The organism is Streptomyces zaehneri, assembly GCF_032248645.1.
In the GTDB taxonomy this organism is placed as follows: domain Bacteria; phylum Actinomycetota; class Actinomycetes; order Streptomycetales; family Streptomycetaceae; genus Streptomyces; species Streptomyces coriariae.
Map to the genome: position 1 here is coordinate 386,565 of NZ_JASTTJ010000001.1, position 18,791 is coordinate 405,355.

Annotated in this window: 13 protein-coding genes; 10 read left to right on the forward strand and 3 right to left on the reverse strand. The window is 71.5% G+C overall.

Annotation, left to right across the window (positions count from 1 at the left end; genetic code table 11):
* The first annotated feature begins 24 nt into the window (after nucleotides 1–24).
* The 4 genes from QQM72_RS01735 to QQM72_RS01750 all read left to right on the forward strand — a co-directional run bounded on the left by QQM72_RS01735 (nucleotide 25) and on the right by QQM72_RS01750 (nucleotide 4,438).
* Nucleotides 25–603 carry a hypothetical protein gene (locus tag QQM72_RS01735; RefSeq protein WP_314218991.1) on the forward strand — a complete coding sequence of 193 codons (579 nt, stop codon included), beginning with the start codon at nucleotides 25–27 and terminating at the stop codon, nucleotides 601–603.
* Nucleotides 604–801: 198 nt separating this feature from the next.
* Nucleotides 802–1,008, forward strand: a complete 207-nt coding sequence (locus QQM72_RS01740; RefSeq protein ID WP_314218992.1) for a hypothetical protein — start codon at nucleotides 802–804, stop codon at nucleotides 1,006–1,008.
* Between the two features lie 95 nt (nucleotides 1,009–1,103).
* Nucleotides 1,104–4,190, forward strand: a complete 3,087-nt coding sequence (locus tag QQM72_RS01745) for a helix-turn-helix transcriptional regulator (protein WP_314218993.1) — start codon at nucleotides 1,104–1,106, stop codon at nucleotides 4,188–4,190.
* Nucleotides 4,191–4,258: 68 nt separating this feature from the next.
* Nucleotides 4,259–4,438, forward strand: coding sequence for a DUF6191 domain-containing protein (locus QQM72_RS01750; RefSeq protein ID WP_314218994.1), 180 nt, complete (start codon nucleotides 4,259–4,261; stop codon nucleotides 4,436–4,438).
* A 24-nt stretch (nucleotides 4,439–4,462) separates the two neighbouring features.
* Here the strand turns inward: QQM72_RS01750 and QQM72_RS01755 are convergent, their stop codons facing one another.
* Together QQM72_RS01755 and QQM72_RS01760 are read right to left on the reverse strand one after the other, a co-directional pair.
* The gene (locus QQM72_RS01755; RefSeq protein WP_314218995.1) at nucleotides 4,463–5,623 is read right to left on the reverse strand and encodes a PQQ-dependent sugar dehydrogenase; all 1,161 of its coding nucleotides are present in this window, start codon (nucleotides 5,621–5,623) and stop codon (nucleotides 4,463–4,465) included.
* Nucleotides 5,624–5,724: 101 nt separating this feature from the next.
* Nucleotides 5,725–6,720, reverse strand: a complete 996-nt coding sequence (locus tag QQM72_RS01760) for an aldo/keto reductase (RefSeq protein WP_314218996.1) — start codon at nucleotides 6,718–6,720, stop codon at nucleotides 5,725–5,727.
* Between the two features lie 76 nt (nucleotides 6,721–6,796).
* Between QQM72_RS01760 and QQM72_RS01765 the strand changes: the two genes are divergently transcribed.
* The 6 genes from QQM72_RS01765 (at nucleotide 6,797) to serA (ending at nucleotide 16,923) form a co-directional block, all read left to right on the forward strand.
* Complete coding sequence (locus tag QQM72_RS01765) at nucleotides 6,797–7,750, forward strand: 2-hydroxyacid dehydrogenase (protein WP_314218997.1); 954 nt, start codon at nucleotides 6,797–6,799, stop codon at nucleotides 7,748–7,750.
* Nucleotides 7,751–8,155: 405 nt separating this feature from the next.
* A complete protein-coding gene (locus QQM72_RS01770; protein ID WP_314218998.1) occupies nucleotides 8,156–11,293 on the forward strand; it encodes a putative bifunctional diguanylate cyclase/phosphodiesterase in 3,138 nt (1,045 codons plus the stop codon).
* 260 nt (nucleotides 11,294–11,553) lie between these two features.
* Nucleotides 11,554–13,416 carry an acetolactate synthase large subunit gene (locus tag QQM72_RS01775; protein ID WP_314218999.1) on the forward strand — a complete coding sequence of 621 codons (1,863 nt, stop codon included), beginning with the start codon at nucleotides 11,554–11,556 and terminating at the stop codon, nucleotides 13,414–13,416.
* A gap of 21 nt (nucleotides 13,417–13,437) precedes the next feature.
* A complete protein-coding gene (gene ilvN, locus QQM72_RS01780; protein ID WP_020131429.1) occupies nucleotides 13,438–13,962 on the forward strand; it encodes an acetolactate synthase small subunit in 525 nt (174 codons plus the stop codon).
* A 139-nt stretch (nucleotides 13,963–14,101) separates the two neighbouring features.
* On the forward strand, nucleotides 14,102–15,100 hold the full coding sequence (gene ilvC / locus QQM72_RS01785) for a ketol-acid reductoisomerase (protein ID WP_020131430.1): 999 nt from the start codon (nucleotides 14,102–14,104) through the stop codon (nucleotides 15,098–15,100).
* 233 nt (nucleotides 15,101–15,333) lie between these two features.
* Nucleotides 15,334–16,923, forward strand: a complete 1,590-nt coding sequence (serA, locus tag QQM72_RS01790) for a phosphoglycerate dehydrogenase (RefSeq protein ID WP_314219000.1) — start codon at nucleotides 15,334–15,336, stop codon at nucleotides 16,921–16,923.
* Nucleotides 16,924–17,172: 249 nt separating this feature from the next.
* Here serA and QQM72_RS01795 read toward each other — a convergent pair whose 3' ends face one another.
* Complete coding sequence (locus QQM72_RS01795; RefSeq protein ID WP_399075585.1) at nucleotides 17,173–18,717, reverse strand: MFS transporter; 1,545 nt, start codon at nucleotides 18,715–18,717, stop codon at nucleotides 17,173–17,175.
* Nucleotides 18,718–18,791: the final 74 nt, after the last annotated feature.

Below are 18,791 nucleotides of genomic sequence, written 5' to 3' on the forward strand. Positions count from 1 at the left end.
GAGAGCGTCCGTACGGTGCGAGGTATGGGAACGAAGACTGTTGACGAGACCGGGGCCGAGACGGGCCCCGAGACGAAGACCGACGACGAGAAGGTGGACGTCACGAAGGCCGACGAGGTGACCGAGGCCGACTCCGAGGTCGAGGTCCACGACGCCGAGGACGGCGACCTGCTCACGGGCATCGCCGAGGACGAGCAGGAGGGTCCCTCCGGAGTCGGCCAGGGCGCGGGCGCCGTGGTGTCCGCCGCGCTCGGCCTCGTCTCTCTGACCGGTGGCTGGATCGGCACCATCGCTGCCCAGAAGGAGAGTCTGCTGAGCCAGATGCAGAACTCCTCCCAGACCTCGAGCGTCGCCACGCTGCTGAAGGAGGGCTACGGCGACGTCTGGAAGGTTCAGGCCCTGTACAGCGGGATCTTCGCCCTCGTCGCCCTGCTCGTCGGCGTCTTCGTGCTGGTCCGGCCCGCCTTCGGGGCACCCGGCAAGCCGCAGGCCGCCTGGATCAAGTCGGTCTCCTGGGCGGGCGTCTCGCTCGGCGTCATCGGGCTGCTGATCGCCGTCCTCAAGTACACCGACGTGCTGGTCAGCCTGCCGTCGGCCAGCTGAATCACCGCAGGTCCCGAGGGGTCTCAGGCCCGCCGTAAGCACCTTACGGCGCTACCTGAGGCCCCTCAGGCATGTCTAAGGCCCCCACGGCCCCCGAAGATGCGGAACTCTCCCGATGTGGCGGACCCCCCTGGGAGACGAGGGTTGAGGCATCGCAACAAGCGAAGCCGGAACAACCCACCTCTCAGGGGACACACCATGTACGAGTACGAGCTTCAGCAGGCCCGTTCCGCCGAACTGCGCCGCCGGGCCGAGCACGAGCGACTGGCCCGCGAGGTGGTCCGTGGTCGTCGCGCAGCCCGCCGCGAGGCCGCCGATCGCGCCGCCGAACGATCGGAGGGCGGCGCCGGGAGCGAGTCGCATACCCATCTCCTCGATCGGCTCCGGTTCGCCCGGCCGGCGTGAACGCGGGGGCGGGGGAGGGCGGCCGCACGGGGGTCGGCCGCCCTCCCGCCGGAGCCCCGGCGATATCCGCTGGGCCGTCGTCCCACCCGCGTGCGATGCTCGCCCCCGTGGAGACCCGGTCCGTCAGCCCTGTCTTCGTCGGTCGAGCCGACGAGTTGCACACCCTGGACGACGCGCTCTCCCGTGCCGCCGCGGGAGAGCCACAGGCGCTGCTCATCGGCGGTGAGGCCGGTGTCGGCAAGACCAGACTCGTCGAGGAGTTCGCCGCGGCCGCCCACCGTGGGGGCGCCGTCGTCGCGCTCGGCGGCTGTGTCGAGATCGGCGCCGACGGACTGCCGTTCGCCCCGTTCTCCACCGCACTGCGCGCCCTGCGCCGGGCCCTGCCGGACGGACTGGCCGCCGCCGCGGCCGGCCAGGAGGAGGAACTCGCCCGGCTGCTGCCCGAACTGCGGGAGACGGCCCCCGGACGGCGCCACGACGAGGAGGGCATGGCCCGCCTCTTCGAACTCACCGCCCGCCTCCTGGAACACGTCGCCGCCGAGCGCACGGTCGTGGTCGCACTGGAGGACCTGCACTGGGCCGACGCCTCCACCCGCCACCTGCTGTCCTATCTGCTGCGCACCCTGCGCACCGGCCGCCTCGTCGTCCTCGCCACCTACCGCGCCGACGACATCCACCGCCGGCATCCGCTGCGCCCCCTGCTCGCCGAACTCGACCGGCTGCGCACCGTCCAGCGCCTCGACCTCGCCCGCTTCACCCGTGACGAGGTCTGCCGTCAGGTCGCCGGCATCCTCGCCGCCGAACCCGACTCCGCCCAGGTCGACGACATCTTCGAACGCTCCGACGGAAACGCCTTCTTCGTCGAGGAACTCGCCGTGGCGGCACACGAAGGCTGCTGCACAGGCCTCACCGACACCCTGCGCGACCTGCTGCTCGTCCGGGTCGAGGCGCTGCCCGAGAGCGCCCAGAAGGTCGCCCGGATCATCGCCGAGGGCGGCTCCACCGTCGAGTACCGGCTGCTCGACGCCGTCGCCCGGCTCGCCGAGGACGACCTCATCGAGGCGCTGCGCGCCGCCGTCGGCGCCAACATCCTGCTCACCACCCCCGACGGCGACGGCTACCGGTTCCGCCACTCCCTGGTGCGCGAGGCCGTGAGCGACGATCTGCTCCCCGGCGAACGCGCCCGCCTCAACCGCCGCTACGCCGAAGCCCTCCAGGCCGACCCGGCTCTCGTCCCCGCCGACGAACGCGTCATGCGACTGGCGAGCTACTGGTACCACGCCCACGATCCGGCGAAGGCCCTCCCCGCCGTCCTGGACGCCTCCGTCGAGGCCCGCTGCCGACGCGCCTACAGCGAGCAACTGCGGCTTCTGGAACGCGCGATGGAACTGTGGGAGACGGTCCCCGAGGACATCAGGGCCGCCCTGCGCCCCGTCGACCACACGGAGGCCTATCCTCCCCCGCTGCCTGAACGGCGTGCGGGGAACTCCGCCGGCCGCGATCCGGCCACCGCACCGCTGCGCTATCTCGACCTGATGGCCGAGGCCGCCGTCGCCGGCCGCTACTGCGGGGAACGCGAACGCGCCCTGAAGATCACCAAGCGGGCGCTGCGCCTGCTGGAGGACGAGGACGACCCCCTGCGCTCGGCCTGGTTCTGGGTGCAGCGCTCCCGGCTGACGCACTCCCTGGGCCGGGGCGGCGGCCGCGAGGAACTGGCCAGGGCCGAGGACCTGTTGCGCGGACTGCCGCCCAACGAGGTGCACGCCGAGCTGCTCACCCACATCGCGTGCTGGTCCCTGGTGCACGTCCCCGGACCCGAGGCCTATGGCGCCGCCGAGCGGGCCGTGGAGTACGCCCGCCTGGTCGGCGCCCGCGAGACCGAACTCGACGCCCGTCAGGTCCTCGGGGTCCTCATGGTCGACGCCGGCCACATCGAGGCCGGCCTCGCGGAGCTGCACGAGGTCAGGGAACAGGCGCTCGCCGAGGACACGCCCTCGGTCGCGTTGAACGCTTACGTCAACCTCCCCTCCGAACTGGAGGGGATCGGCCGCTCCCGGGAGGCCGTGCCGATCCTGGAGGAGGGCGTCGCCTTCGCCAAGCGGCACGGACCGCCCGACGCCGAGGCGTGGGTATGGGGCAACCTCGCCGAATCCCACCTCTCCCTGGGGCGCTGGGACGAGGCCGACCGCGCCTGCGCCGCCGCCGGAAGGGTGGGCCAGGGCGTGGCGGTCCGAGGCTTCCACGCCACCCTCCTCGCCGAACTCGCCCTCGCCCGCGGCGACCTCGCCGAGGCCGACCGCCAACTGGCAGCGGCACAGGGCTTTTTCGGCGGCCACGAACACGCCCCGCAGAACCACCTCCCCCTCGCCCGCCTCGCCATCGGACTCGCCGCGGGCCAGGGCCGCCCCCTGGACGCCCGCGCCCACCTCGCCCGCGCCCATGACCGCGACTTCCGGCCCGGCACCCAGCGCTACGCCTGGCCCCTGCTGCTCGCCGCGGCCTCCGCCGAGGGCGACGCCCGCGCGACCCCCGCCGCCGACGCGGGCCGCGCCGACCACTTCGACCGCATCCGGGCGGCCGCCCGGCGGCTCGCCACCGTCGCCCCCGTCTGGCAGGCCCACGAACGCTGGGTCCGCGCGGAGCTCCTGCGTGCCGAGGGCCGGACCGACCCGGAGGACTGGTCCGAGGTGGTCGCCGCCTTCGAGTGCCTGGAACGGCCCTACGACCTCGCCCGCACCCGGCACCGCCTGGCCGAGGCCCTTCTCCGCGTCGGCGGCGACGACGAACGCGACCGGGCCGCGGAGCTGCTGCGCCTCGTGCACGCGGTCGCCGCGCACCTCGGCGCCCGCCCTCTCGCCGAAGCCGTCACCCTGCTCGGCCGGCGTGCCCGCCTGTCCCTGACCCCGGCCGAGGGCCCGCCGGACGCCCCGGCCGATCCCGCCGACCCGCTGGCGACGCTGGGCCTGACCCGCCGGGAGCGTGACGTGCTGCGTCTGGTCTCGGCCGGCCGCACCAACCGACAGATCGCCGAGGTGCTCTTCATCTCCCCGAAGACGTCGAGCGTCCATGTCTCGAACATCCTGTCCAAGCTCGACGTCTCGGGCCGCGGTGAGGCGGCGGCGGTGGCCCACCGGCTGGGGCTGTTCCCGCCGGGGGCCGAAGAACGGCTGATCGCGCGATAATGGGGCAGGCCACCCCGTGAGGAGCCGTACAGGCCACCGACCGTGATCCGGCCCGGCATGGGAGAACGATGTTCAACGCATTCGAGGACCTCTTCGCGCCGGGCCGCAAGCACACCCGGGACGAGCAGAACCGGCTGGAACTGACCCGGGAGGACGTCGGCGACGGCGATCCCGGGCACGGGCCGATAGACCTGGCGTCCGGAAAGGTCGTGGTGCGGCCCCCCGAGCCGGCTGCGGAGGACGGGTGAGGCCGCTCAGCCGGGTGAGGCCGCTCAGCTCACCACCAGTTCCAGGATCCGGTCGTCCCCCTTCTTCGGGTCGCCCCGGCCGTCGGTGTTGCTGGTCGTGACCCAGAGCTTGTCGCCGCCCGCCGACACCACCGTGCGCAGTCGGCCGTAGTCGCCCTCGAGGAAGGCCTGCGGGTCCGCCGAGGCCGCCGTGCCCTTCAGCGGGACGCGCCACAGACGCTGCCCCTTCAGGCCCGCCATCCAGATCGAGCCCTCGGCGTAGGCGATACCGCTGGGCGAGGCGTCGTCGGTGTGCCACTGGGCCGTCGGGTTCCGGAACTTCGTGTCCTCGGACCTGCCCTCGGCCGTCGGCCAGCCGTAGTCGGCGCCCGGCACGATCGCGTTCAGTTCGTCCCAGGTGTCCTGGCCGAACTCCGCGGCGAACAGGCGCTGCCTGGAATCCCAGGCGAGCCCCTGCACATTGCGGTGTCCGTACGAGTACACCGCGGAGTCCGGGAAGGGGTTGCCGGCCGCCGGTTCGCCCTCCGGGGTCAGCCGGAGGATCTTGCCGCCGAGGGACTTCTTGTCCTGGGCCAGGCCCCGGTCACCGCTCTCGCCGGTGCCGACGTAGAGCAGCCGGTCGGGACCGAAGGCGATCCGGCCACCGTTGTGGATCATGCCCTTGGGTATGCCCTTGAAGACCGTGTCGGGCGCCCCCAACTGGTCGCCGGCGGGCCGCGCGGGGTCGTAGATCATCCGGACGACGCGGTTGTCCGAGGCCGAGGTGAAGTAGGCGTAGACCATGTGGTCCGACGCGTAGTCGGGGGAGAGGGCGAGGCCCAGCAGGCCGCCCTCGCCGGCCGCCGAGACCCCCGGCACTTCGCCCAGCTCGGTCTTCCTGCCCGTCTCCGCGTCCACCCGGGTGATGGTGCCCTCGTCGCGGGAGGCGACCAGGAGGCCGCCCTCGGGGAGGGGCGCGAGGCCCCAGGGCGTGTTCAGGCCCTCGGCGACCGTGCGCACCACCTTGACCGTGCCCTTGGCCGGCGGGGTCTCCTCGGCGGACGGGGAGGCCTGGGCCGCCGTACTGCTCGGGGCCGCACTGACCGAGGCGGCCGAGGACCCCCCGGCATCGGAGGAGCAGCCGCCCGTCACCAGCAGAGCACTCGCGGCCAACACGGCTGAAACAGCTCGACGTTGCACGATCATGGTCCCTTCGACACGGCGGTTCCTTCGGCGGGCTTCACCTGTCCTACGCCGTTCACGCCCCACGGGTTCCCGATCCGGGCCATCGCGACCCGAAAGCGGGACTACTCCCACGATCCCCGCGCCCCGGGCAGCTCCGCCATCTCCGTCAGATCCTGCGGCGTCAGACGCAGGCCGGCCGCCGCCGCGTTCTCCGTCACCCAGCGTTCCCGCTTGGCGCCCGGGACCGGGATCACGTGCCGGCCCTGTGCCAGCACCCAGGCCAGCGCCACCTGCGCGGCCGTCACTGCCTCGCCGTGCCGGGCGGCGACCCGGCGCAGACCGACGACGATCGGCTGGTTCGCGGCCATCATCTCGGCGGTGAAACGGGGGTGCCGGGCGCGCATGTCGTCCGGTTCGAAGCCCTGACCGGGAGTGAGCGTGCCGGTGAGGAAGCCGTTGCCGAGCGGCATCGCCGCCAGGAAGCCCACGCCACGCGCCTCGCACCAGGGCAGCAGGGTGTCGAGCGCCTCGGGCGACCACACCGACAGCTCCGCCTCCACGGCGCTCACCGGGAAGACCTGCTGGACGCGCCGCAACTGGCGAATCGTTCCGTCGTACAGCCCACCGGAGCGGCGACCGCCCCGGGCACCCACCGCGCACAGCCCCAGGGCCCGCACCTTGCCCGCCCGGACGAGCTCGGCCATCGCGCCCCAGGTCTCCTCGACCGGGACCTCGGGATCGGCCCGGTGCAGCTGGTAGAGGTCGATGACGTCCGTCTGGAGGCGACGGAGCGAGGCGTCGCAGGCCCGTTTGACGTACCCCGGCCGGCCGTTGGCCACGATGTGCTGCTCACCGACGAGCAGACCGGCCTTCGTCGACACGAACGCGTCCTCGCGCCGCTCCTTCAACACCCGCCCCACCAGCAGCTCGTTGGTGAACGGGCCGTACATGTCGGCGGTGTCCAGCAGGGACGCGCCCGCGTCCAGCGCCCGGTGCACCGCCCTGAGCGACTCGTCGCCCCGCTGCCGCGACCCGCTGTACGCCCAGCTCATCGGCATGCACCCGAGACCGACGGCACCCACCTCGAGCGCCCCCGCGCCGATCGTCCTGCGCTCCACCTGCCCGTGACCCTCCCTCTCCCGAGCCTCCAACCTAACCTCTGCACGCGCGCGTACCTGACATAGCCTCCTGACCATGAGCGCTGACGTCTGGCTTCCCATCCCCCCGGAAGAGATCGAGGGCCTCCCGGAGGGGCCGAACTACCGCTTCTGGAACGGTGAGGAGGACTTTCCGGCGGACCCGGCCGACTGCGTCTTCTACGTCGTCCCCTACATGAAGCCCGCCGGCCTCGGGCAGCGGCCGCTGCCCGCGATGACCTCCCTGGAGGTCGTCCAGACCCTGTCCGCCGGCATCGACCACGTGGCGCCGGCCCTCGCGTCGCTGCGTCCAGGCGTGCGGCTGTGCAACGCGCGGGGCGTGCACGAGGCGAGCACGGCCGAGCTCACGCTCACCCTGGTGCTCGCGTCGCTGCGCGGGATCCCCGACTTCGTCCGGGCCCAGGACCGGGGGGAGTGGCTCGGCGGGTTCCGGCCCGCGCTCGCCGACAAGAACGTGCTCATCGTCGGGTACGGCTCCATCGGCGCCGCCATCGAGGACCGGCTCGTGCCCTTCGAGGTGGCGCGGGTGGCGCGCGTCGCGCGCTCCTGGCGCACGACGGCGCGCGGCCCCGTGCATCCGATCGCCGAACTTCCCGCCCTGCTCCCCGAAGCGGACGTCGTCATCCTGTGCACGCCCCTGAACGACAGCACCCTCGGCCTGGTCGACGCCGAGTTCCTGGCCCGGATGAAGGACGGCGCGCTGCTCGTGAACGTGGCCCGCGGCGGGGTCGTCGACACCAAGGCCCTGCTCACCGAGGTGGAGAGCGGACGCCTCACCGCGGCGCTGGACGTCACCGACCCCGAGCCCCTGCCCCCGGGCCACCCGTTGTGGAGCGCGCCCGGCGTCCTCGTCAGCCCGCACGTCGGCGGGCCCACCTCCGCCTTCCTGCCCCGTGCCGTACGCCTGCTGGTGGACCAGTTGGGCCGCTTCGTGAACCGGGAGCCACTGCGCAACGTGATCCTCACTACGGGCACGGCGAACGGATCGTGACGGCCGGGGCGCTCCCGTAGTCCGGCACCCTCCGCAGTCCTCCGGACGCGGTCCGTACCCCTTCCGGGCGCATATGCCGATGATCGTCACGCAGCGTAGAGGAACTATGTCCCTGAGTGACGAGTCTGGTGTATCGTCCCGACAGGGGCTACGCCGCGCACGTTCGGCGTCAGGGATGGACATTTCAGACTTGCGAGGGGGGCGACGGGCGATGCACGGCCTATGGACGAACGATCCGACGCGGCGGAACCGCCGGCGGCGACCCTGGCGCTCCACCACGCGCCGACACGGTCACGGCACTCACCCCGGCCATCACCGGCACCGGTGCGGCGGCCACGGGAAGCACGCGCCACCGGCGGTCCGGGACCCGAGGGATCCGGGAGTGACGCGGACCGGGAGGACCCGGTGAGTCCGCCGCCGACCTCCACGCCCCTCCTCGGCGGAGCGCTGCGGACGCAGCCCTCGACGGGGACACCGCGTACCGCGCCGCCGTCCGTCGGCGGCTCCGGGACCAACCTGGTCCACCAAATGCTGCTCGCCCTCCTGTGCGCGGGATACGCCGTCGGTTCCGCGCTGGGCTGGGGCTCCGACCGACTCGCACTGATCATGGGCGACTTCGGGCTGACCGCGGCGGCGGGCGCCGCCGCCGTCTCCTGCTTCCTCTACGGGCGCAGCCGCCGCGTCCGTTTTCGACCCGCCTGGCTGCTGTTCGCGATCTCCTCGGCGATGGCCGCCCTCGGCAACATGGTCTGGGGCTGGTACGAGGTGGTCCTGGGGCGGCCCGTGCCCAGCCCCAGCTTCGCCGACCTGTTCTTCCTGTGCTTCGCGCCCCCCGCCATCGTGGGGCTGCTCGTGCTCGCCGCCCGGCCCATGACGAAGGCGGGCTGGGTCTGTCTCGCCCTGGACGCCTGGCTGATCGCCGGCTCGCTGCTCACCCTCTCCTGGAGCCTCGCGCTCGCCCAGGCGGCGAAGTTCGACGGACCGAGCGTGGCGCACGCCGCGCTGTCGCTCGCGTACCCGCTGCTCGACATCGCCCTGGTGAGCATGGTGCTGGTGCTGCACTTCCGGCGCACGGCGGTGAACCGCACGGCGGTCAACACGGCCGTCGGCGCGCTCGCGCTGACCGTCATGTGCGACGCCCTGTTCACCTCGCCGCTGCTGCACAACAACTACCGCTCGGGCCAGCTCCTCGACGCGGGATGGTTCGCGGGCTCGCTGCTCCTGGCGTACGCGCCCTGGGCCGCCTCCCGCCGGCAACGGTCGGCCGCGGATGAGGGGCACACGCGTGTGGTGCACGAACACGTACCAGGTCCGCGCCCCACGGGGCGCCGCCCCCAGGGGCCGTCGCGCACGGCGGCCGCCGCGTCCGCGCAGACATCCGTTCAGGCCTCCGCCCAGCGCCCCGATCAGACGCCTCCCCAGGGAAGCGAACACAGCAGGTTTCCGGTCACCCGGCCCATCACCGGCTCCCTGGCCGCCCTCACGCCCTATCTCGCCGCCGCCGTCTGCACCCTGGGCATCCTCTACAACGTCCTCAGCGGCCGCAGCGTCGACCGCGTGGTGCTGCTGACCGGCGGCACGGTCGTGCTCGCCCTCGTGGTGCGCCAGGGGATCATGCTGCTCGACAACATCACCCTCACCCAGGAACTGGCGCAGAAGGAGAACCACTTCCGCTCCCTGGTGCAGGGCTCCAGCGACGTCATCATGATCGCCGCGCCCAGCGGCGTCCTGCGCTACGTCTCCCCGGCCGCCGCCGGGGTCTACGGCCGCCCGGCCGAGGACCTGGTGGGTTCCGAACTCGCCGACCTCATCCACCCCGAGGACCTGGGCTGCGTGGTGCACGAGGTGCGCCGCTTCCTCGCCGCCAGCCCCCAGGAGGAACCCACCACGCGCATCGAATGCCGCTTCCGCTCAGGCGACGGGGGCACCTCCCGCTCGAGCGCAGCCGAGAGCGGGGGAGGCTGGCTCAACGTCGAGTCGACAGTAAACCGCCATCACGGCGGCCTGATCTTCAACAGCCGGGACGTGACGGAGCGGGTGCGGCTCCAGGCGCAGCTCCAGCACAACGCCGAACACGACCCGCTCACCGACCTGCCCAACCGCGCGCTGTTCACCCGGCGCGTCCAGCAGGCCCTGTCCGGCCGCCGCAGCTGCGACCGGGGCCCCGCCCTGCGCAACACGGCGGTCCTCTTCATCGACCTCGACGGTTTCAAGGCCGTCAACGACACGATCGGCCACGCGGCCGGTGACGAACTGCTGGTCCAGGCCGCCCGCAGGCTCCAGGACGCCGTCCGCAAGTCAGACACCGCCTCCCGACTGGGCGGCGACGAGTTCGCGGCCCTGATCGTCGGCGACGGCACCCGCGACCGCGCCGCCCGGGAACGCCACATAGTGGAACTCGCCGACCGCCTCAGGCTCACGCTGTCGCAGCCGTACCTCATCGACGGCAACGAGGTCCGTGTCGCCGCCTCCATCGGCGTCGCCTTCGCCGAAGCCGGTCTGGGCGCCGGTGAACTGCTGCGCAACGCCGACCTCGCCATGTACCGCGCCAAGGCGGGCGGCAAGGGCCGGGTCGAGCTGTACAAGCCGCAGATGCAGCAGGACGTCGTACGCAAGGCGGAGCTGGCCACGCGGCTGCGTGCCGCGCTGCACGACGGCGAGTTCGCGCTGCTGCACCAGCCCGTGGTGCGCCTGGAGGACGGCCGGATCTCGTCGGTCGCCGCACAGGCCCGCTGGCGCTCCTCGCAGGGGGTGCTCTTCACGCCCGCCGAGTTCCTGCGGGTCGCGGAGGACAGCGACAAGACGGCCGAGCTGGGGCGCTGGGTGCTGGAGGAGGCCGTCGAGCAGGCCGCCGACCGGGCCGCGAGCGGGCTCAACCTGCCGGTGGTCGTGCGGATGGGCGCCCGACGGCTGCTGGACCGGTCGATGCCGCTGGGCTCCGTGGAGGCGCTGCTGACCCGGCACGGGCTGCCGTCGGGGTCCCTGGTGGTGGAGCTGTCCGACACCGACCCGAGGGTGCCGCTGGACGAGCTGGAGCGCCGCCTGGGGGCGCTGCGGCGCCTCGGGGTGCGCATCGCCCTCGACGGTTTCGGCAGCGGCTACGCGGCCCTCACGGCGCTGCGGAGACTCCCCGTCGACGTGCTCAGGCTGGACCGCTCGCTGGTCGAGGGGGTCGTCGAGTCCGCGCGCCTGCACAAGATCACCAGTGGGCTGCTGCGGATCGCCACCGACCTCGGGCTCCAGTCCGTCGCCGAGGGCGTGGACCTGCCCGAGCAGGTGGTCGCCCTGCGCGCCATGGGCTGTACGCACGGCCAGGGGATGGCGTTCTCCGGGCCTCTCGACGAGTACCGGCTGCGCCGGGCCCTCGCGGCCGGCCGCTATCCGGTGCCGCACGGGCCGGCCGAGCCCGCGTTCGCGGGTGGCGGCTCGGGGGTGTACACCAGTGGTGTCCACGCCGGTGGTGTCGCCGGCGGTGTCACAGCCGTCCTGGGGAGCGGAAGTGTCCTTCGCTCACATAATGAGACTCCCGTCCCACCCACTTGACAGTCGGTGCGCGCCGGGGGGAGGGTCAATGCCATGCGCACCCGAATTCTCGTACTTGGAAAGCGCGTCGGCTGAAGCTGGTGACGCTCCGGACGGACCCGGAACTCCCAGCGACCCCCACCCGGCGCGCTCCCCTCGCTTGCCTTTTGGCGCGAGGGGTTTTTTGTTGCACAAAACCCGCCGCGGCCCTCGTGCCGCAGCTCTGAAAGACCCTGAGCAAGACCCTCAGTAAAACCCTCAGCATCGAGAAGAGAATGCCGATGACCGAGCAGGCCACCGGGGCCCATCCGCAGCCGCGGCCCCGATCCGGAGGACAGCACTCCGCGACCGTCGAGCACGTGACGGGTGCGCAGTCCCTCATCCGTTCTCTCGAGGAGGTCGGCGCCGAGACGGTATTCGGCATTCCCGGCGGCACGATCCTGCCCGCCTACGACCCGATGATGGACTCGACGAGGGTCCGCCACGTCCTGGTCCGGCACGAGCAGGGCGCGGGTCACGCGGCCACCGGATACGCGCAGGCCACCGGCCGGGTCGGTGTCTGCATGGCCACCTCGGGGCCGGGCGCCACCAACCTGGTGACCCCGATCGCCGACGCCCACATGGACTCGGTGCCGCTCGTGGCGATCACCGGCCAGGTGGCGTCGAAGGCGATCGGCACGGACGCCTTCCAGGAGGCGGACATCGTCGGCATCACCATGCCGATCACCAAGCACAGCTTCCTGGTCACCAAGGCCGAGGACATCCCCCAGGTGATCGCGCAGGCCTTCCACATCGCCTCCACCGGCCGCCCCGGCCCGGTCCTGGTCGACATCCCCAAGGACATCCTCCAGGCGAAGACGACGTTCTCCTGGCCGCCGGTCATGGACCTGCCCGGCTACCGCCCGGTGACCAAGCCGCACGCCAAGCAGATCCGCGAGGCCGCCAAGCTGATCACCGCCGCCAAGCGGCCGATCCTGTACGTCGGCGGCGGTGTCCTCAAGGCCGGCGCCACCGCCGAGCTGAAGGTCCTCGCCGAGCTGACCGGTGCGCCCGTCACCACCACGCTGATGGCACTGGGCGCCTTCCCCGACAGCCACCCGCAGCACCTGGGCATGCCGGGCATGCACGGCTCGGTGGCCGCCGTCACCGGTCTGCAGAAGGCCGACCTGATCGTCGCCCTCGGCGCCCGCTTCGACGACCGTGTCACCGGCAAGCTCGACAGCTTCGCGCCGCACGCCAAGATCGTCCACGCGGACATCGACCCGGCCGAGATCGGCAAGAACCGCGCCGCCGACGTGCCGATCGTGGGGGACGCCCGCGAGGTCATCGCCGACCTGATCCAGGCGGTGCAGAAGGAGCACAGCGAGGGCCAGGCCGGCGAGGCCGCCGGGCCTAGGTACGCAGCCTGGTGGAAGGACCTCGACCGCTGGCGCGAGACCTACCCGCTGGGCTACGACCAGCCCGCCGACGGCTCGCTCTCCCCGCAGCAGGTCATCGAGCGCGTCGGACAGCTCGCCCCCGAGGGCACGATCTTCACCGCGGGCGTCGGCCAGCACCAGATGTGGGCCGCCCACTTCATCCAGTACGACAAGCCCGCCACCTGGCTGAACTCAGGCGGCGCGGGCACCATGGGATATGCCGTCCCGGCCGCGATGGGCGCCAAGGCCGGCGCGCCCGCGCGCACCGTCTGGGCCATCGACGGCGACGGCTGCTTCCAGATGACCAATCAGGAACTCACCACCTGCGCCCTGAACAACATCCCGATCAAGGTCGCCATCATCAACAACGGCGCCCTCGGCATGGTCCGCCAGTGGCAGACGCTGTTCTACAACCAGCGCTACTCCAACACCGTGCTGCACTCCGGCCCGAACGACGTCAACCCGGACGCCCGCGGTACCCGTGTCCCCGACTTCGTGAAGCTGTCGGAGGCCATGGGCTGCCACGCGATCCGCTGCGAGTCCCCCGACGACCTCGACAAGGTCATCGAGGAGGCGAACTCCATCAACGACCGCCCCGTCGTCGTCGACTTCATCGTCCACGAGGACGCGATGGTGTGGCCGATGGTCGCCGCCGGCACCTCCAACGACGAGATCCTGGCCGCCCGGGACGTCCGCCCCGACTTCGGCGACAACGAAGACGACTGAGCGAGAGAGACGTAAGAAGACATGTCCAAGCACACGCTCTCCGTCCTGGTGGAGAACAAGCCGGGCATCCTGGCCCGGATCGCCGCCCTGTTCTCCCGTCGGGGCTTCAACATCGACTCGCTCGCCGTCGGCGTCACCGAGCACGCCGACATCTCCCGGATCACGATCGTGGTGAGCGTCGACGCCCTGCCGCTGGAGCAGGTCACCAAGCAGCTCAACAAGCTCGTCGAGGTGCTGAAGATCGTCGAGCTGGAGCCGGGACAGGCCGTTCACCGTGAACTCGTTCTGGTGAAGGTGCGCGCCGACAACGAGACGCGCTCGCAGATCGTCGAGATCGTCCAGCTGTTCCGCGCCAAGACCGTCGACGTCTCCCCGGAGGCCGTGACCATCGAGGCCACCGGCAGCAACGACAAGCTGTCCGCCATGCTCAAGATGCTGGAACCGTACGGCATCAAGGAGCTGGTCCAGTCCGGCACGATCGCCATCGGCCGTGGCGCCCGTTCGATCACGGACCGGTCGCTGCGCGCTCTCGACCGGTCGGCGTAAGTACGTAACCGGTCTTCGTGCGAACGGATCCGGGCGGCCGGTGATCACCGACCGCCCGTATACCGAGACCCCGAAACTTCCCTTCCGCTCGCCGTCATACGGTGGGACGCAACACCTGCACTCAAGGAGAGAACCCAAAGTGGCCGAGCTGTTCTACGACGCCGACGCCGACCTGTCCATCATCCAGGGCCGCAAGGTCGCGGTCATCGGATACGGCAGCCAGGGCCACGCCCACGCCCTGTCGCTCCGTGACTCCGGTGTCGACGTCCGGGTCGGCCTGCACGAGGGCTCCAAGTCCAAGGCCAAGGCCGAGGAGCAGGGTCTGCGCGTGGTGACCCCGGCCGAGGCCGCCGCCGAGGCCGACGTCATCATGATCCTCATCCCGGACCCGATCCAGGCCCAGGTCTACGAGGAGTCCATCGCCCCGAACCTGAAGGACGGCGACGCGCTGTTCTTCGCCCACGGCTTCAACGTGCGCTTCGGCTTCATCAAGGCCCCGGCCGGCGTCGACGTCGCCCTGGTCGCCCCGAAGGGCCCGGGTCACCTGGTGCGCCGCCAGTACGAGGAGGGCCGCGGCGTTCCCGCGATCGCCGCCGTCGAGCAGGACGCGACCGGCAACGCCTTCGCGCTGGCCCTGTCGTACGCCAAGGGCATCGGCGGCACCCGCGCCGGCGTCATCAAGACGACCTTCACCGAGGAGACCGAGACCGACCTGTTCGGTGAGCAGGCCGTCCTCTGCGGTGGCACCTCCGCGCTGGTCAAGGCGGGCTTCGAGACCCTGGTCGAGGCCGGCTACCAGCCGGAGATCGCCTACTTCGAGTGCCTGCACGAGCTGAAGCTGATCGTGGACCTCATGTACGAGGGCGGCCTGGAGAAGATGCGCTGGAGCGTCTCCGAGACCGCCGAGTGGGGCGACTACATCACCGGCCCGCGCATCATCACCGACGCCACCAAGGCCGAGATGAAGCAGGTCCTCGCGGAGATCCAGGACGGCACCTTCGCCCAGAACTGGATGGACGAGTACCACGGCGGTCTGAAGAAGTACAACGAGTACAAGGACGCGGACTCCGAGCACCTGCTGGAGACCACCGGCAAGCAGCTGCGCAAGCTGATGAGCTGGGTGAACGAAGAGGCGTAAGGCCTCGGGACGAGGGGCCGGAGCAGATCGCTCCGGCCCCGTTGTCCATCCCGTCCACCACGGACGGGTGATCCTTCCGCGGAGGCGTGAGGCGACCGCCGTCGCGGCACTACACTGCTGCACTACATACGCGTCAGGCCCACAGCGTCGTGCGTCTTCCACGCGGCTAGCCCCTCCTCCGCCTGCGGCCGTCGGGACGGCCGTCCGCACGCTTTGGACTTGTGAGGACTCACGTGAGCTCGAAACCTGTCGTACTCATCGCTGAAGAGCTGTCGCCCGCGACCGTGGACGCGCTTGGCCCGGACTTCGAGATCCGGCACGCCAACGGAGCGGACCGAGCCGAACTGCTCCCGGCCATCGCCGACGTCGACGCGATCCTGATCCGCTCGGCCACCAAGGTGGACGCCGAGGCGATCGCCGCCGCGAAGAAACTGAAGGTCGTCGCACGAGCCGGCGTCGGCCTGGACAACGTCGACGTTCCGTCGGCCACCAAGGCCGGCGTGATGGTCGTCAACGCCCCCACCTCCAACATCGTGACCGCCGCCGAACTGGCCTGCGGTCTGCTGCTCGCCACCGCCCGCCACATTCCGCAGGCCAACGCCGCGCTGAAGAACGGCGAGTGGAAGCGCAGCAAGTACACGGGCGTCGAGCTGGCCGAGAAGACCCTCGGCGTCGTCGGCCTCGGCCGCATCGGCGCGCTCGTGGCGCAGCGCATGTCCGGCTTCGGCATGAAGGTCGTCGCGTACGACCCCTACATCCAGCCCGCCCGCGCCGCGCAGATGGGCGTGAAGGTCCTTTCGCTGGACGAGCTGCTCGAGGTCGCCGACTTCATCACCGTCCACCTGCCCAAGACCCCCGAGACGGTCGGTCTGATCGGCGACGAGGCGCTGCGCAAGGTCAAGCCGAGCGTGCGCATCGTCAACGCCGCGCGCGGCGGGATCGTCGACGAGGAGGCGCTGTACTCGGCGCTGAAGGAGGGCCGCGTCGCCGGCGCCGGCCTCGACGTGTACGCGAAGGAACCCTGCACGGACTCCCCGCTCTTCGAGTTCGACCAGGTCGTGGCCACCCCGCACCTCGGCGCCTCGACCGACGAGGCTCAGGAGAAGGCCGGTATCGCGGTCGCGCGTTCGGTGCGCCTCGCCCTCGCGGGCGAGCTGGTGCCGGACGCGGTGAACGTCCAGGGCGGTGTCATCGCCGAGGACGTCAAGCCCGGTCTGCCCCTCGCCGAGCGCCTCGGCCGGATCTTCACCGCGCTCGCCGGTGAGGTCGCGGTCCGCCTCGACGTCGAGGTGTACGGCGAGATCACCCAGCACGACGTGAAGGTGCTGGAGCTGTCGGCTCTCAAGGGTGTCTTCGAGGACGTCGTCGACGAGACCGTCAGTTACGTCAACGCCCCGCTGTTCGCGCAGGAGCGCGGCGTCGAGGTGCGGCTGACCACCAGCTCCGAGTCGGCCGACCACCGCAACGTCGTCACCGTGCGCGGCACGCTCTCGGACGGCGAGGAGGTGTCGGTCTCCGGCACGCTGGCCGGTCCGAAGCACCTGCAGAAGATCGTCGCGGTCGGCGAGTACGACGTCGACCTCGCGCTCGCCGATCACATGGTCGTCCTCAAGTACGAGGACCGTCCGGGTGTCGTCGGCACCGTGGGCCGGGTCTTCGGCGAGGCGGGCATCAACATCGCCGGCATGCAGGTCGCCCGCGCGGCCGTCGGCGGCGAGGCGCTGGCCGTTCTGACCGTCGACGACACGGTGCCCGCCGGGGTGCTGGCGGAGGTCGCCGAGGAGATCGGCGCGACGTCCGCTCGTGCGGTGAACCTCGTCTGAGGTCGCCGCACGTACCGGGGGCCGCCGCCCCCAGGCCCCCGCTTCGGCCCTGAACGGGCCTCGTCCTCAAACGCCGGACGGGCTGGATCTACTGAACGTGGCTCGACAGCAGGAGCCGGACGGGCTGGATTTGCTGAAGGTCGCTCGACAGCAGGAGCCGGGCGGGCTGGGTGTACCGCACGTGGCTCGATGACAGGAGCCGGGGGGGGGGGGGTGTTACCCCCCGCCCCCCGGCTCCTTTCGCCTGTGTCACTTCTCGTCGTCGACCCGGATCCGCCGCAGCGTGACCGAAGCCGCTGCCGCCGCCGAGGCGAGGAGTACCGCTCCGGCGATCGCCGCGCCGTGCATGCCACTGGTGAACGCCTCGCGTGCCGTCGTCGTCAGGGCGTCTCCCGTGCGCCCCGGGAGACGGCCCGCCACCGCCAGGGCGCCGCCGAGGGTCTCGCGGGCCTCTGCCGGGGCCGTGGCCGGGATGTCGTGGCGGTAGATCGCCGTGCCGATGGAGCCGAGGACGGCCATGCCGAGGGCGCCGCCGAACTCGGTGCCGGTCTCCAGCAGGGCGGCCGCGGAGCCCGCCCGTTCCACCGGGGCCGCGCCCAGCGCCAGGTCCGTCATCTGGGACAGGACCATGACGATCCCGCAGGCCAGGACCGCGCAGGCGGTCAGCACGAGCCACATCGAGTCCGCACCGGCGAGGGCCAGCAGCGCGTAGCCGCTCGCGCCGATCGCGAAGCCGGCCGTGACCACGTAGGCGCGGTTGACGCCCTTGTGGACCAGGGAGGTCGCGGCCGGGGCCGCCAGGCCGATCGGCACCGAGGGGAGCAGCGCCCACAGGGCCGCTTCCAGCGCGCTCCTGCCGAGGACCGACTGGAGGTACTGGGTGGTGAAGAACGCCGAGCCCAGCATGCCGAAGGCGGAGACCAGGTTGAGGGCGAGGGCGGGGGCGAAACCGTGGCCGCGGAACAGGGCCGGGGAGATCATCGGAGCGGCCGTGGTGCGCTGGCGGTGGACGAAGAGGGTCGCGAAGAGCAGACCGACGGTGACCGAGACGACGTACCGCGCGTGCCAGCCCTCGGACGGGATCTCCTTCAGGCCGTAGACCACGGGCAGTACGGCGGCCATCGACAGCGGGACGCTCGGCCAGTCGAAGCGGCCCGGGGCAAGGTCGCGGGACTCGGGCAGCAGGGCCGGGCCGAGGACGAGCAGCAGGACCATCGCGGGCAGGTTGACCAGGAAGACCGAGCCCCACCAGAAGTACTGCACCAGCAGGCCGCTCATCACCGAGCCGAGCGCGATGCCGCCCGTCATCACCGCGGACCACATGCCGATCGCCTTCGCGCGCTGGCCCGGGTCGGTGAACATCGTGCGGATCAGGGCCATCGTCGCGGGCATCAGGGTCGCGCCGCCGATCCCGAGGACCGCGCGGGCCGCGATCAGGGTCTCGGCGCTGTTCGCGTACGCGGCGGTCAGTGAGGCGGCGCCGAAGGCGGCGGCGCCGGTCATCAGCAGCCTGCGGTGGCCGATGCGGTCGCCGAGCGAGCCCATCGTCATCAGCAGGCCCGCCAGTACGAAGGCGTAGATGTCGAAGATCCACAGCTGCTGGGTGCCGGTCGGCCTCAGGTCGGCGCTGATCGCCGGGATGGCGAAGTAGAGGACGGAGACGTCCATGGAGACCAGCAGGAGCGGAAGCATCAGTACGCCCAGCGCGGTCCATTCACGGCGGCCGGCGCGGCCCGCCATGGGGGTGGGGGCAGCCACCGAGTCCGTCGCGTTCGTGTGCGTCGAGTTGGTCATGGCGATGACTGTACGAGCGTATTAAACGTGTGTCTAGAACGCTTGTATAAGTCATGCGTATAGGACGGTTGTAT